Genomic DNA, 14,900 nt, shown 5'->3' on the forward strand with positions numbered 1-14,900 from the left:
AAAGCTCATTGTCTTTTTTATTCGAAAAAGACTTAAAATCTTAAACGTTGACGTTTGGTTGTTTAGTTTTCAAGGTTCAGTGCTTCTTGTTTGAAGCGCCGCTCTCGTAAGCGACTAGAACATCATATCATGTTATAGATTAGTTTGTAAAGCATTTTTAAATTCTTTTTTCATCTTTTTTTCTGGCGATAAAAACCGTCTAAAAAAGAGAAAACAAAAAAGCCTTACGGAACACTATAAATATCCCGTTCCCTTTAAGAGAACTTTACTAATCTATCACACCTCCATGAATGTAGTCAATGTGTTAAGAGCAATTCCATTATATAATTTAATTCTGAATATTACAACACATTTATATAAAAAAATTTCCCCTCTATTAGAATGATCTCCCACCCAAAAAGAAAAGCGCCCACTCAGTGGACGCTTTTCAAACAACCTTACTTCACTTCAATAATTCCTTTATCTCCACGACTGATCTTATTCTTCTTCACTTCCACCTTTTCGTTGTTCATCAGATTCGTAAACACAATCGGTGTCATAATAGAAGGAACGCGATCTTTTATGGCAGCAAGATCTGCTTCAAGTAGAAGATCTCCGGCTTTCACCTGATCCCCTTCATTTACATGAACCTTAAAGCCTTCACCGTTCAACTTCACTGTATCAATACCAAAGTGGATCAGAATTTCCTGACCGTTGTCAGACTCAATACCAATCGCATGCTTTGTTGGAGATACGTTAACGATTTTACCGTTTACAGGTGCGCGAACGATTCCATCTGAAGGAATAATCGCAAACCCGTCTCCCATCATCTTGCCGGAGAAGACCTGGTCAGGCACTTCTGTGATTGATACTGCTTCACCGGAGATTGGTGCAACAAAATCAGATAAGATCTCCACATCATTGCGGACAGCAGTTGACGTTGTTTCTTCAATTTCCTTTTGTACCTGCTGATCAGCATTAACTTTCACAGGACGTGGTGTCTTTCCGTCCATAATGTCTTTCATTTGGTGACGAAGACTGTCTGAACGCGGTCCGAAGATGGCCTGAATGTTGTTTCCAATTTCAAGAACGCCTGATGCGCCAAGACGCTTTAATTCTTTTTTGTCTACCTTTGATGGCTCGTTTACCTGAACACGAAGACGCGTGATACAAGCATCAAGATTCGCAATGTTTGCTGAACCGCCCATTGCATCAAGAATGTCGTGTGGAAGATCTGATTTAGAAGAAACAACGCGCTCTTCTCCCTCATCTTCTTCTGTTTCACGGCCTGGTGTAGCCAGGTTGAATTTACGGATTGCAAAGCGGAATCCGAAGTAATAGATCACTGCAAATACAAGCCCTACCGGAATCACTAACCACCAGTTTGTCTGTGGGTTTAGTACTCCAAACAGAAGGAAGTCAATGAGACCACCGGAGAATGTCATTCCGATTTTAACGTCAAGCAGGTGCATCGTTAAGAAAGATAGTCCTGCAAAAACAGTGTGCACTGCAAATAGAAGTGGTGCTACAAACAGGAATGCGAATTCAATCGGCTCTGTAATACCTGTCAGGAAAGAAGTCAGGGCAGCCGAGCCCATGATTCCTGCAACGATTTTTTTCTTTTCTTTACGTGCTTCATGATAGATCGCAAGCGCTGCAGCCGGCAGACCGAACATCATAAATGGATATTTACCAGCCATGAATGTTCCGGCTGTCAGATCCTGAACGCCGTCACGAATCTGCGCCTGGAAGATTGAGTTGTCACCACGGACGATATCACCCGCAGCATTCGTATACGTACCGAATTCAAACCAGAATGGTGTGTAGAAAATGTGGTGAAGACCGAACGGAATCAGCGCACGCTCAATCACCCCGAAAATAAATGCAGATAGTGCAAGGTTGACACTTAACAGACTGTTAGAGAAGAAGTTTAATCCTTCCTGAACAGGCGGCCAGATTAACAGCATGATCAATCCAAGCAGAACAGCTGAACCTGCTGTTGCGATTGGAACAAATCGTTTACCAGCGAAGAATCCAAGGTATGTCGGAAGCTCGATATTGTAAAAACGATTGTACATGGCAGCAGCCAATGCACCTACGATAATTCCGCCGAATACGCCGGATGACAGTGTAGGAATACCAAGAACAAGCGCATAAGCAGGATCCTCTCCACTCGTTACTGTCTCAAGATCAAGACCTAGTGCGGTACCCATTGTGGCATTCATAATTAAGTAACCAACAATCGCAGCAAGACCGGCAACACCATCTCCTCCTGCAAGACCAATGGCTACCCCTACAGCAAATAGCAATGGTAGATTATCAAAAACTATACCACCGGACTGTTCCATGACACTGGCAATCATGACGATCCAGTCACTCGTTAAAAACGGAGCCAGATTAGTCAGTGTTTCGTTTTGCAGCGCATTACCAAATGCCAGCAATAAACCGGCAGCCGGTAAAATCGCTACAGGAAGCATCAGCGCTTTCCCGATTTTCTGAAGCTGACCGAAAAACTTCTTGAACATTTTATTTCCTCCTTTTTATTCTGCAGCAAACAAAAAAGGCATGAGTAAAGAAAAGAGTCCCAGTTCGGGTCGTGAGGGTACACGAATCCCTATGGATCATCTATTCCTTACTCATGCCTGATCGTATCAGTAACACGTAAGTGAATTATTTCATTTTGGTCTGAATCCGCTGCAGATGCATCGTTAAATACACGGCTTCTGCGTCGTAGACAGGTTTTTTTAATGTTTGCTGCATAATTTTTATCAGTTTCCAAGAGAGATTGTAGCACAGAGGATATTCCTCTTTCAAGAGTAAAGCTATTTTTTCCGGTTCATCCACTTTTTCTCCCCTGACCACACGCTCAATCGTATAACGCAAATGCCTGACAAGCCTCATGTAATCAATACTCTCTTTGTCCAACTGGACATCGAACTGCGTTTCAATCAGCTGGATCAGACGCCCGATCAGCTGAGAGTGTGAGTTCACTTCCCGCACATTTTTATTCATCATCGCGCTGTGAATGTGGAGGGCAATAAAACCAACCTCTCCTTCAGGCAGATAAATATGGGCACGGTCATTGATGAGCTGAACAACTTCTTTGGCAATTTCATATTCATACGGATAAAGCGCTTTCGTTTCCAGAAGAAATGGATTGGAGATGGACATCCCTCTCATCAGACGATTTACAGCAAATACGATATGGTCTGTCAACGCTACATGAATATGCTCATTCAAAAATGACTGGGTCCGTTCACGAATAAGCTCAATGGAGGAAATGACAACCTTCAACAGTTCTTCATCCACATGAGGAAGAAGTTTTTTGAACTGATCCTGCTCCTGCTGATTCCTCAGGACAAACAGCTTTTCAACCTCTGCTTCACTAATCGTCGACTCGGCTTGCCGTTTGAAGCCAATCCCTTTACCGATCATAACGACTTCCGAATCATTGGTCCCCGCTATCAGCACATTATTATTCAGCACTTTTTTGACTGTGTAGCTCATCTCATTCACTTCCGTCCATGTCAATTTCGATCCGGTATTCCGTTTACCCGCCTGATCCATTTAAAAAAGGACTGTCCGGTAAACGGAAACAGTCCTTATATGGTATTACGAAAGAAAAATGAAGTAAAGAACAAAGATTACAAACAGCCCGTACATGATCGGGTGGATCTGTTTTCCTTTTCCGCTCACAATCATGGTGATCGGATAAAAAATGAATCCGACCGCAATACCCGTAGCAATACTGTAAGATAGCGGCATCGCAATAATCGTCAGAAAAGCCGGTACCGCAATTTCAAAACGTGACCAATCAATTTTACCAAGAGCTGACACCATCAGTACACCAACGATGATCAGCGCAGGAGCAGTTACTGCGCTTGTAATGACTTCAAGCAGCGGGAAGAAGAAAATCGATAGCAGGAAGAAGCCTGCCGTTACGACTGAAGCAAATCCTGAGCGCGCTCCGGCTGCTACACCTGATGAGGACTCAATGTAAGATGTGGTCGTCGACGTTCCAAGAACCGCACCAAAAACTGTTGCCGTTGAATCAGCGAAAAGAGCTTTACTTGCACGCGGAAGCTTATTTTCTTTCATGAGTCCTGCCTGGTTCGCCACTGCAACGAGTGTACCTGCAGTATCAAAGAAATCAACAAACAGGAAAGTCAGCACAACGACAAGGATCTGTATGGTGAATAGTTCAGCCGGATTATTAAAAATCGGGTCCAGTGCTGCACCGAAAGTTGGCGCAATGCTAGGCGCAGGCTCAACAATGCCGCTTGGACGGTCAATCAGTCCAACAATCATTCCGACAATTGCCGTTAATACGATCCCGAAGAAAATACCACCTTTAATTTTGCGGGTCATAAAAATAACGGTAATAAAAATACCAAAAATAGCAAGTAATGTATTAGGATCTGTCAGATCACCAAGCGCCACCATTGTCGCATCGTTTCCAACGATGATGCCCGCATTTTGAAAACCGATAAACGTAATAAAAAGTCCAATTCCGGCTCCTACTGCAAATTTCAGTTCAGCAGGAATTGAGTTAATGATTTTTTCACGAACGCCTGTCACGGTAAGAATCATAAAGATAATTCCAGATAATAAAACCCCTGTTAAAGCTGTTTGCCATGGAATCCCCTGCGTTAAAATAACCGAATAAGCGAAAAACGCATTCAAACCCATTCCCGGTGCAAGAGCGATTGGATATTTCGCAAATACCCCCATCACAAATGAACCGATAGCTGCTGCAAGGGCTGTTGCAACAAAGACAGCGCCATAATCCATACGCAGTGCGTCAGGCAGACCTTCCACATCAGCAAGGGTAAGCGTTAACGGATTAACGACAAGAATATACGCCATTGCCAGAAACGTGGTTAATCCTCCGATAAATTCACGGCGGTAATTCGTGTTTAATTCTTCAAACTGAAAATACTTCTTCAATGCTTTTCCCTCCAGAGATTTCTCCGAAGTATAACGAAAAAACCCTGAACGATGATCGTCGTTCAGGGTTGACTGTAGTGATCGAAGACGCACTTTTCCAGCCCGTCAAAAGCTGAAAAAAGCACATATGAATTCAATCCGCGTAGTCAAGTCATTTACGGTGACTTGGTAGAGACTTTCGGGCCCTATTCCCGACGTTATACGACGAAAGACTATTAAGTTTCAGTAAAGCAGAACCTGAATAAGAACCGCTTTAACACGATAGTTGTAATTGTATCAGCGACTGTATAGTACGTCAACACAAAATACGAACATTAAAACATATTATTTTATTAATATTCGCTTATTCCCATTCAATGGTACTAGGTGGCTTACTCGTCACGTCATACAGCACGCGGTTAATGGAATTCACTTCATTGACCAGGCGTACAGAAATTTTCTCCAGTACATCCCAAGGAATACGTGCCCAGTCAGATGTCATGCCGTCAATAGATGTTACTGCACGAATACCAATCGCATAGTCATACGTACGCGCATCTCCCATAACACCTACGCTGCGGATATCTGGTAAGACAGTGAAGTACTGCCAGATATCGCGGTCAAGGCCTGCTTTTTTGATTTCCTCGCGAAGAATATAGTCAGATTCACGAACAATCTCCAATTTCTCTTCTGTAATTTCACCAAGGACACGGATTCCGAGACCCGGACCTGGGAACGGCTGTCTCCAGACAATTTCATCCGGAATACCGAGCTCTGTTCCAAGCGCACGAACCTCATCTTTAAACAGTGTGTTCAGCGGTTCAATCAAAGTGAACTGCATATCTTCAGGCAGCCCGCCGACATTGTGGTGAGACTTGATCGTCTGTGCCGTTGCTGTTCCACTTTCGATGATGTCTGTGTAAAGCGTTCCCTGCGCAAGGAAGTCAATGCCGTCAAGCTTCGTTGCTTCATCGTCAAATACATAAATAAATTCATTTCCGATGATTTTACGTTTTTGTTCAGGATCAGAAACGCCTTTCAGTTTGTTCATAAAACGGTCCTGTGCATCTACTTTAATCACATTCATGTTGAAACCGTCAGCAAATGTCTTCATGACACTGTCCGCTTCACCTTTTCTGAGAAGCCCGTGATCAACGAAGATACATGTCAGCTGATCACCGATTGCTTTATGAATCAGCACGGCAACAACGGAAGAGTCAACACCGCCGCTTAATGCGCATAACACTTTACGGTCGCCGACTTCCTGACGGATTTTCTCAAGTTCGATTTCGATGAAGTTCTCCATCGACCAGTCGCCTTTACAGCCACATGCATCAAAGACGAAATTACGAAGCATCTCGTTGCCGTATACGGAATGGCGTACTTCAGGATGGAACTGAACTGCATAAAGCTTCTGCTCGTCATTACTGATCGAGGCAACCGGACACGATGGGTTTGTAGCCACTACATCAAAAGAAGGTGGAGCTTCAACCACAAGATCGCCGTGGCTCATCCATACGGTCTGCGTTAATGGAAGATCCTTAAACAGTCCCTCTGCCTTTTCAATATGAATATCCGCTTTTCCGTACTCACGATTTTTCGCCTTTTCTACTTTCCCGCCAAAGTGCATCGTCATCAGCTGCATACCGTAACAAATACCAAGCACCGGAATACCAAGATCGAAAATCCGCTCATCTGCACGGAAGGAATTTTCGTCATAAACCGAATTAGGTCCACCTGAGAAAATGATGCCTGACGGATTTAATTCTTTAATCTCTTCAGCTGTAATTGTATGTGGGTGCAGTTCACTGTAAACACCAAACTCACGAATACGTCTTGTGATCAGCTGGTTATATTGGCTTCCAAAATCCAGAACAACGATCATTTCCTGATTGTGCATCTCTTCTTTACCTAGCATGGGGTCACCTCATCAAGTAATATTTTTCTCCGGCATATGTGCCAGGTTATTTCTCCGGTAAATAGAAAAAGAACGCTCAACTGATAAGAGTCACGTTCTACTCTTCCCTTCAAGCGTTCTGTAAGGCGGTCTTTTACCAAAAGGAAAAGACCACCTTCATAGTCAGACCATTTACGGTGATCCGGTAGAAACATCCGACCCATATTGTCGGACATATATGAAGGGGGGCTATCTTGCTGTCATTAATTTTCACCATTTTAACGCCTGAATAACAGGTGGTCAACCGGTTGTTCTTTTAATTAAATCTTCCCATAATTCACGCATTTCAGGCCATTTGGCAGATGGGTCATCCTTGCGATAAATGATTCGCTCGTATTCATCTGTCAGCCTGCTCATTTCGCGGGATCCGAAAAACTCATCAATCTCTTTTGCATACGATCTCAGGGTCTGGTTATCAGAACGCTTTAAACCATATCTTCTGAGCTGCTTTAACAGCGCTGAGTAAGCATCCGGGTATACATCATCCCCGCGTTTCGATTTGTAATAATAAATTAAAACGTAAGGCATCCAGCGGAATCTGAGTCGGTAAATGATCACCCCTGCCAGAATAAACGCCACACCGATCAGGCCGGAGATAAAACGATTTTCTGACACAAATGTTTTAATACCATCCCACATATTCCCGAACAGTGATCCATCACCGGCAGGTCCGCCTCCGGCAGGCGTGTCCTCCTCAAGAGGAGCAGGCGTTTCAGGTGTTTCCTGTTCCTGTGGCTCAGGTGTATCAGGTGTTTCCGTTTCTGTATCCAAATCCAAATCGTAATTTAGAGATACGTTATTTGAAAAACCGACTGTCGGCTCAAACGGTACCCATCCTACTTCCGGGAAAAATACTTCAACCCAGGAATGGGCATTGTTGTTTGTAATCTCATAACGCGTGAGTCCATCTTCATTACGGGTGATTTCCTCACCCTGCGTATAGCCTTTTACCCAGCGTGCCGGGATATCAACTGAACGCAGCAGCACAACCATTGAGGTAGAAAAGTTATCACAGTATCCTCTTTGCGTTTCAAATAAAAACTGGTCAACATAATCCTGATCACCGGACGGAACCGGCACATCAAACTGATCATAGACGAAACCATTCCGTGAAAAATAATCCTCCACAGCACTTGCTTTATCGTACCAGTTGTCTTCACCTTCTGTGATTTCAACCGCCAGCTCACGAACGCGGTCAGGTAAATTCTCAGGCAGCTGCAAATAACGTTGCAAATCGCCCGTTCTTTCGTAATCCCCAAGACCGGTTGTATCTCTCATCGCCTGAAGACTGTAACGGGGTTCACGAAACTCCCACTCATACTGTTCAAGCTCAACTTCTTCTTCACCCTGATACGAAACGATCTTTTCACTGATCGAATCAACTACCATCCGGTCAGCATCGGCTTCAAGCACCTGATCCGGCGCGTACGGGTAAACGAGATGATTGTAAGTAAGATCCACTTCAATCGAGGCTGTCACAGGCTCAGATTCCTCATCGATATCGGAAATATTAAGCGGAATATCTTCCCCTACCGCAAATGCGGCACCACTTCCGTCAGATTCCTGAGACTGATCCCAGCCTTTCCCCGTATAAAGATCTTTCGTTTCAATACGCCAATACTGCTCGTCATTTGTAACCACTTCAAAAACTTTAGTCTCATCGCCGACAAATGGCCCACCAAGCGAAGAATCATCCTCTCCGTAACCGAGCCTGTTCACTCCGGAACCACTGCCTGATCCCCCGGCAAATGATTGTAGAAAAGGAACCGGATCCGGCCATATCGGTTCTGACTTTGGCGCAGCATAGGCAATAACGGAGCTGAAGGCAACCATCAGCGCAAGTGGAATCAGCCATTTCTGATACTGCCCTGCGGACTGATGCAGCCGCTCCTGATCGGTTACACGCTGAAGCGTCAGAAGACCCATTAACAGAAAACCGAATAAAATTATCCGGATAATCGCATTCGTTCCATCATACGGACTGAACGTATCAAGAAGTGTGACGTAAACGATAGTAAACAAATAAAATAAAAACAACTGCTTTCTGACAGCGAGCCAGTAATGAAGTAAGTACGTGCTTAACCATAGCAAAATAAAGAATAATAGACTCCGGTACAAATCACTGACATTATTCCAGTCCTGCTGAACGGTTAAAATCACACTTTCCCATACTGAGGCTAAGAACGCAGCCACCCACTCCCCTTCTCCAATAAAAGGGACTGAAAAATATAGCGTTTGTAAAACAATCACGACGTAAAGCAGCTTAATCAAGCCTGAAATCCGCCAATCGACCTCAAAGAAGTAAAGCAGCAGCGAAAGTCCGGCAAAAATAATAAAGAAAGACAGGTTATCTGTATCCGTAATCTGGTCAATCGGACGCAGCCACTCCCATAACAGGAAGAAGCTAAGTACGTATAAAACCAACAGCGTAACCGTATTCCATCCAAAGTCGGTTCTCATGCATGCTTCACCTCCTTGAACACAGATGAAAACTGACGTTTATTCAGTTCTTTGACAATAATGCCTTTTGAAGCAGCGAGTCCTTTCAGCTGTTGATCATCAGCATTCAGCGTCACAGCCGGATGGCGCACAAGAAAAATGACTGCAGCCTGTCCATTTTTGGAAATGGCACTCACCTGATCGACCATTTCTCTCGATAACCTTGATGTAACGATCATAAGGGCTGAGGCGCGAATTAACGATGTCGCGTTTTCTTTCAATACATCAGCAAATGCGCCTGTATGATCCCCCTGGACCTTGGCAAGATAATAATTCACCTGCTTCTGGTGGGCTTCACCACTTCGTACAGGCGCCTGTTGAACAGTGCTTCCCTGTGAAAAGTAGCCAACCTGAGCTCCTTTTTTCATGACACCCCGGGCAATCGATGAGGCCAGCACAACCATATCTTCAAAAGCAGGAGTTGGGGTCCTGTCGAGCACCACCGAGACGTCGTGAGACTTACGCTCTTCAAATTCCTTTGTTTTCAGATCATTTGTCCGTGCAAAGGACTTCCAGTGAATCCAAGATACACGGTCCCCGGTCTGATAATCCCTGACTCCGGTTGCCATCGTTGTATCCTGCTGGAACTTTACATTGGATGATGAGACACCCTGATCAAACCTGGCCTGAATCGGCTGATAATTAATATTAATATGAGCAGGATAAACAAGGATCGTCTCTTCGCACACCAGGTGTCTTGATTTCTGGATAATGCCGAGAAAGTCTCCCGTTTTCAGCTCAACACTTCTGAACGTATGCTCTCCACGTGGAAGATCCGGAATATCGTATTCCAAAATCAACTTTCTTCTAAACCACGGATTAACCATTTTTTTCACCTGGCCAATCTCCTGCGTGGAAAAAACATCGGTCGATACATGCTCCTGTACAATCATATAAAACAAAGGCACGGGTACTTTACGGGTCAGCTGAATCTGAACCGTCACATAAGATCCCGCCTTTAATTCCTTTGATTTGATCCTTCTGACAACCTTAAAATCACCAAGCGGATACAGCATCAGAATGAGCGAATAAAGTCCGAATGGGAGAAAGCTGTAAAACAAAAACCAGCTGACAAATCCACCCTGAAACATCGCATATGAAAACGTCCCTGCCAATAAAACGAGAAGCAGCAGCACCTTCCCGAATTCCTGCAGAAATGTCCAAATCGCTTTCATTATTTCGCCACTCTCTGAACTGGTACTCTCGTTCTTGCGACAATCCGTTCAATAACATCCTCCGGCTCGATTCCGTCATATTTCGCTTCTGATTTCAAAATCATTCTGTGTGAGAAAATGTATGGGATCAGGAACTGAATATCATCCGGAATCACGTAATCTCGGCCATGAAGCATCGCATACGCCTGAGCTGCCTTCATTAACGCAATGGATCCACGTGGACTTACCCCTAAATACACGTTCGGATGCTCCCGCGTGCTGCCTGCCAGATCCACAATGTATTGCTTGATCTTGTCATCTACGACAATATTTTTAACTTCTTTCTGAAGAGCCTGAAGCTCCTCAAGTGTAATAACCGGCTCCAGATCTTCAATTGGAGGTGAATGCTGAATTCGATTTAACACCTCGAGCTCTTCTTTTGCATTCGGGTAACCCATTTTCAATTTGAGAAGGAAACGGTCAAGCTGCGCTTCCGGCAGTGGATACGTTCCTTCATACTCAATCGGGTTCTGCGTTGCCATAACAAAAAACGGTCTGGCCAGCCTGTGAGTCACACCATCGACCGTTACACTGCCCTCTTCCATTCCTTCAAGCAGTGAAGATTGTGTTTTTGGTGAAGTACGGTTGATTTCATCCGCTAAAATAATATTTCCCATAATCGGACCCGGCCGGAACTGGAAGGTAAGCTCTTTAGGATTATAAATGGATACACCAATAACATCTGAAGGAAGTAAATCTGGAGTAAACTGAATGCGGGTAAACTTTGCGCCAACTGATTTTGCAAGCGCACGAACCATCATCGTTTTTCCGACACCCGGAACATCCTCAAGAAGAATATGCCCTTGTGCCAGGAGCGACACAATGCTTAATTCAGCAACCGTTCTTTTTCCTATCATGACTTTTTCAATATTGTGAAGAATCGTTTCTAATTTTTCATGGTACATGTTGGTTCCCTCCCATTTTCAACTCGATCTATTTCTATTAAACTTGCGTAAAAATGTATCAGTTGCAGCAGTACTTTCACCTGTTGGCAAAAAGTCCTGTTTTTTGAAATATACACTCTATTTAGAATATAAGAAAAAACAAAGTGTTACAACAGTAACTGACTACCCGGTACGTTTTTAAACAGAAAAAACCGGATTGAGTCGGTTTCCCTTTCTCAATCCGGTTTCTGAATCCAGGAAGCGGTGAAAAAGGGATAGTCCCATTATAGACCAGCCTGAATCGAATTAACCGCTATTTCCAGAAATCATCAAAAATGGTGATCGCCATATGACGCTTATGTTGTGTTTTCAAATAATGCTGCTCAATCTTTTCCCTGGCTTCGGATGATACTTCTTTACCCTCCAAATAATCGTCGATCTGATCATAGGTAACACCGAGCGCTTCCTCGTCTGCAAGCTGAGGACGATCTTCTTCAAGATCTGCTGTCGGTTTTTTGAGGTATAGATGCTCCGGGCAGCCAAGCTTTTTTAACAGCTGCTTGCCCTGACGTTTATTCAGACGGAACAATGGCAGAATGTCAGCTCCGCCATCACCGTGCTTCGTGTAAAAGCCGGTAACTGCTTCCGCCGGATGATCCGTTCCAACCACTACACCATTTCTCATGGCAGCAACGGAATACTGAACCTTCATTCTTTCACGCGCTTTTTCATTTCCCTTGGCAAAATCACTGATGTCAATGCCTGCCTGTTTCAATGATTCGACACTCTGATCAACAGCCGGCTTAATGTTTACGACCAGCGTTTCTTTCGGGTTAATAAAACGGAGCGCATCCTGACAATCCGATTCATCTCCCTGCGTGCCATAAGGTAAACGGACAGGAATGAAGGAATACTTCTCTTCCCCCGCCTCTTCATTCAGCTCATCGACTGCCAGTTGTGTCAGCTTTCCTGTTAAAGTAGAATCCTGACCGCCTGAAATGCCCAGTACAAATGACCGGATGAATGTATGCTTATGTGCATATTCCTTTAAGAAATCAATACTCTTGCGAATCTCTTCTTCAGGATCAATAACGGGCTTAACACCCATCTCTGCGACGATTTTCTGTTGCAGTGCTGACAAAACAAATCACCTCTATCAAATATTTTGTGCTTTTTTAACGGCCTGCTTGACCTCCTGAATGTTGCGCATCTTATTATCCCAGCACTTCTGACTGAGATCGACCGGATATTCTTCCGGATTCATTGAACGCTTATACTCATCCCACAGTAAATCCAGGTTCTCCTGTAAATAATGCTTAATGTCTTCCGGGGAAGGATTATCATAACAAATCTCACCATTTTTAATGACGGTATGATGGAGATCCTTCGCTTCAAAATTCGTGACAAACTTCGTCACGAACGTATGAACCGGATGGAACATTTTCAGGTGGTCCTCTTCCTGAGGATTTTCACCTTCAAGGGTAATGTAATCGCCCTCTGACTTATTGTTTACCCGGTTTATGATGCGGTACACCCGTTTAAGTCCCGGGGTTGTTACTTTTTCAGCGTTACTCGAGATTTTAATCGTATCGACCATGTCACCGGACTCATTTTCGATTGACACCAGCTTGTACACTGCACCTAAAGCCGGCTGATCGTATGCTGTGATCAGCTTTGTACCGATGCCCCAGATATCAACGACTGCGCCCTGCGCCTTCAGGTTTAAAATCGTGTACTCATCAAGGTCGTTGGAGGCAATGATTTTAGCGTCCTCAAAACCAGCCGCATCAAGCATTTTCCTCGTTTCTTTTGATAAATACGCAATATCCCCACTGTCGAGACGGACACCGACAAAGTTAATCGCATCACCCATCTCCTTCGCCACTGCAATGGCAGCAGGCACCCCTGACTTTAGCGTATTGTAGGTATCAACTAAAAACACACAGTCTCTATGCGTTTCCGCGTATTTTTTAAAAGCGGTATACTCATCTCTATATGCCTGAATCATGGCGTGGGAATGCGTACCCGCTACCGGAAGACCGAACATCTTACCTGCACGGACATTACTCGTCGCAGCAAAACCGCCGATATATGCAGCGCGCGTCCCCCACACTGCAGCATCAAGCTCGTGTGCCCGGCGCGTTCCAAACTCCATCAGGGTTTCATTCCCGACCACCTGTTTAATCCGCGATGCCTTTGTGGCGATCAGCGTCTGGTAGTTCACGATATTCAAAAGCGCTGTCTCGACAAGCTGTGCCTCAATCAGCGGCGCTTCCACCCGCATAATCGGCTCATTGCCAAAAACGAGCTCCCCTTCTTTCATAGACCGGACCGTTCCGGTAAAACGGATTTCCCGAAGAAACGCAACAAAGTCCTCTTCGTAACCGACCTCTTCCCTTAAATACTGGAGGTCAGTCTCACTGAACCGGAAATCCTTTAAATAATCCAGTGCACGTTCAAGACCGGCAAAAACACCATAACCATTTCCAAACGGTAATGTACGGAAAAACAGCTCAAACACCGCCTGCCGCTCATGCATACCGTCCTCCCAATACGTTTTTGCCATATTAATCTGATACAGATCAGTGTGCAGCATCAGACTGTCATCCGTGTACGAATCCCTCATATCCATTATCTCCTTATGCCTTACTGTACTGTCGCCCCAATCGATGAAGCAAAATGTTCTAGTGCCCATTCATGGCCAGCCTGATTAAAACTGGCAACCGCTTGTTTATGAACCGTTACGTGAAAGCCTTTATTATAAGCGTCAACTGCCGTATGCAGCACACAAATATCGGTGCATACACCCACTAAATGCAGCTCCGTAATCCCACGCTCTCTCAGCAGCTGTTCCAAATTTGTACCGGCGAAAGCACTGTAACGCGTTTTATCTATATATATCACATTTTCATCATCTTGAATCATATCATACAATGCCTGTAGCGACCCATATAGATCCCTGCCCTTTGTGCCACGAATATTATGTGGAGGAAAAAGCTTTGTTTCCGGGTGATGAGGGTCATTTTCATCGTGCAGATCGATTGCAAAAACAACAAGATCCTGACGCTCATGAAACTCTCTTGTCAGACTGACAATCTGATCTTCAATGTCCTGTCCAGGCTTCCCGCATGTTAACGCACCATTTTCTGCTACAAAATCAAATGTATAATCAATGTTTATTAAAGCTCTTTTAGCCATCATGCCATCCCCTTTAATTATGTATTCGTATAGTTGGTATGCTCAATTATTCACTTATTATTTTAGCTTTACTTGTGTAAAGACACAAGAAGTGAGGTTTGGGGATAGGTTGATTTCGGAGAAGTATTGGATGGTTGGATAAGGGCTGTGGGGCTGTGGGTAGTCAGGATACTTGAATATGGGGTGTGGCTTTGATTGAAACCCAGGGTGCTTGGATAAGGACTGCAGCTTTAATTGAAACTC

Annotated in this window: 10 protein-coding genes and 2 riboswitches; all 10 genes read right to left on the minus strand. The window is 44.3% G+C overall.

The annotated features are described in order from the left end of the window. Positions 1–437: 437 nt before the first annotated feature. The 10 genes from ptsG to E2491_RS14095 all read right to left on the minus strand — a co-directional run bounded on the left by ptsG (position 438) and on the right by E2491_RS14095 (position 14,657). A complete protein-coding gene (gene ptsG / locus E2491_RS14050; RefSeq protein ID WP_134376263.1) occupies positions 438–2,504 on the minus strand; it encodes a glucose-specific PTS transporter subunit IIBC in 2,067 nt (688 codons plus the stop codon). A gap of 145 nt (positions 2,505–2,649) precedes the next feature. Next, positions 2,650–3,486: a glucose PTS transporter transcription antiterminator GlcT gene (gene glcT / locus E2491_RS14055; RefSeq protein ID WP_134376264.1), complete on the minus strand. Its 837-nt coding sequence runs from the start codon at positions 3,484–3,486 to the stop codon at positions 2,650–2,652. A gap of 105 nt (positions 3,487–3,591) precedes the next feature. Next, positions 3,592–4,926: an NCS2 family permease gene (locus tag E2491_RS14060; RefSeq protein ID WP_134376265.1), complete on the minus strand. Its 1,335-nt coding sequence runs from the start codon at positions 4,924–4,926 to the stop codon at positions 3,592–3,594. Between the two features lie 123 nt (positions 4,927–5,049). Next, positions 5,050–5,151, minus strand: a riboswitch (purine riboswitch). Positions 5,152–5,269: 118 nt separating this feature from the next. Next, entirely contained in the window at positions 5,270–6,823 is a 1,554-nt protein-coding gene (guaA, locus tag E2491_RS14065) for a glutamine-hydrolyzing GMP synthase (RefSeq protein ID WP_134376266.1), read from the minus strand. A 139-nt stretch (positions 6,824–6,962) separates the two neighbouring features. Then, positions 6,963–7,064: riboswitch (purine riboswitch) on the minus strand. Between the two features lie 38 nt (positions 7,065–7,102). Beyond that, positions 7,103–9,322 carry a DUF4129 domain-containing transglutaminase family protein gene (locus E2491_RS14070; RefSeq protein ID WP_134376267.1) on the minus strand — a complete coding sequence of 740 codons (2,220 nt, stop codon included), beginning with the start codon at positions 9,320–9,322 and terminating at the stop codon, positions 7,103–7,105. Then, positions 9,319–10,536: a DUF58 domain-containing protein gene (locus E2491_RS14075; RefSeq protein ID WP_134376268.1), complete on the minus strand. Its 1,218-nt coding sequence runs from the start codon at positions 10,534–10,536 to the stop codon at positions 9,319–9,321. The genes E2491_RS14070 and E2491_RS14075 overlap by 4 nt, the downstream gene beginning before the upstream one ends. Continuing rightward, positions 10,536–11,480: an AAA family ATPase gene (locus E2491_RS14080; protein ID WP_134376269.1), complete on the minus strand. Its 945-nt coding sequence runs from the start codon at positions 11,478–11,480 to the stop codon at positions 10,536–10,538. Before E2491_RS14080 ends, E2491_RS14075 begins: the two co-directional genes overlap by 1 nt. A gap of 292 nt (positions 11,481–11,772) precedes the next feature. Continuing rightward, positions 11,773–12,600 (minus strand): ammonia-dependent NAD(+) synthetase, encoded by an 828-nt coding sequence (gene nadE, locus E2491_RS14085; RefSeq protein WP_134376270.1) that lies wholly within the window; start codon positions 12,598–12,600, stop codon positions 11,773–11,775. Between the two features lie 15 nt (positions 12,601–12,615). Next, the gene (locus E2491_RS14090; RefSeq protein ID WP_134376271.1) at positions 12,616–14,085 is read right to left on the minus strand and encodes a nicotinate phosphoribosyltransferase; all 1,470 of its coding nucleotides are present in this window, start codon (positions 14,083–14,085) and stop codon (positions 12,616–12,618) included. Between the two features lie 20 nt (positions 14,086–14,105). Further along, positions 14,106–14,657 (minus strand): cysteine hydrolase family protein, encoded by a 552-nt coding sequence (locus E2491_RS14095; protein ID WP_208528082.1) that lies wholly within the window; start codon positions 14,655–14,657, stop codon positions 14,106–14,108. Positions 14,658–14,900: the final 243 nt, after the last annotated feature.

Origin of the sequence: Jeotgalibacillus sp. R-1-5s-1, assembly GCF_004405105.1 — a bacterium.
GTDB lineage: Bacteria > Bacillota > Bacilli > Bacillales > Jeotgalibacillaceae > Jeotgalibacillus.

Bases quoted from the DNA above. Each gene is read 5' to 3' on its own strand.
- E2491_RS14080 (WP_134376269.1), bottom strand. From the start codon at position 11,480: ATGTACCATGAAAAATTAGAAACGATTCTTCACAATATTGAAAAAGTC.
- E2491_RS14075 (WP_134376268.1), bottom strand. From the start codon at position 10,536: ATGAAAGCGATTTGGACATTTCTGCAGGAATTCGGGAAGGTGCTGCTG.
- E2491_RS14090 (WP_134376271.1), bottom strand. From the start codon at position 14,085: ATGAGGGATTCGTACACGGATGACAGTCTGATGCTGCACACTGATCTG.
- guaA (WP_134376266.1), bottom strand. From the start codon at position 6,823: ATGCTAGGTAAAGAAGAGATGCACAATCAGGAAATGATCGTTGTTCTG.
- ptsG (WP_134376263.1), bottom strand. From the start codon at position 2,504: ATGTTCAAGAAGTTTTTCGGTCAGCTTCAGAAAATCGGGAAAGCGCTG.
- E2491_RS14070 (WP_134376267.1), bottom strand. From the start codon at position 9,322: ATGAGAACCGACTTTGGATGGAATACGGTTACGCTGTTGGTTTTATAC.
- glcT (WP_134376264.1), bottom strand. From the start codon at position 3,486: ATGAGCTACACAGTCAAAAAAGTGCTGAATAATAATGTGCTGATAGCG.
- E2491_RS14095 (WP_208528082.1), bottom strand. From the start codon at position 14,657: ATGGCTAAAAGAGCTTTAATAAACATTGATTATACATTTGATTTTGTA.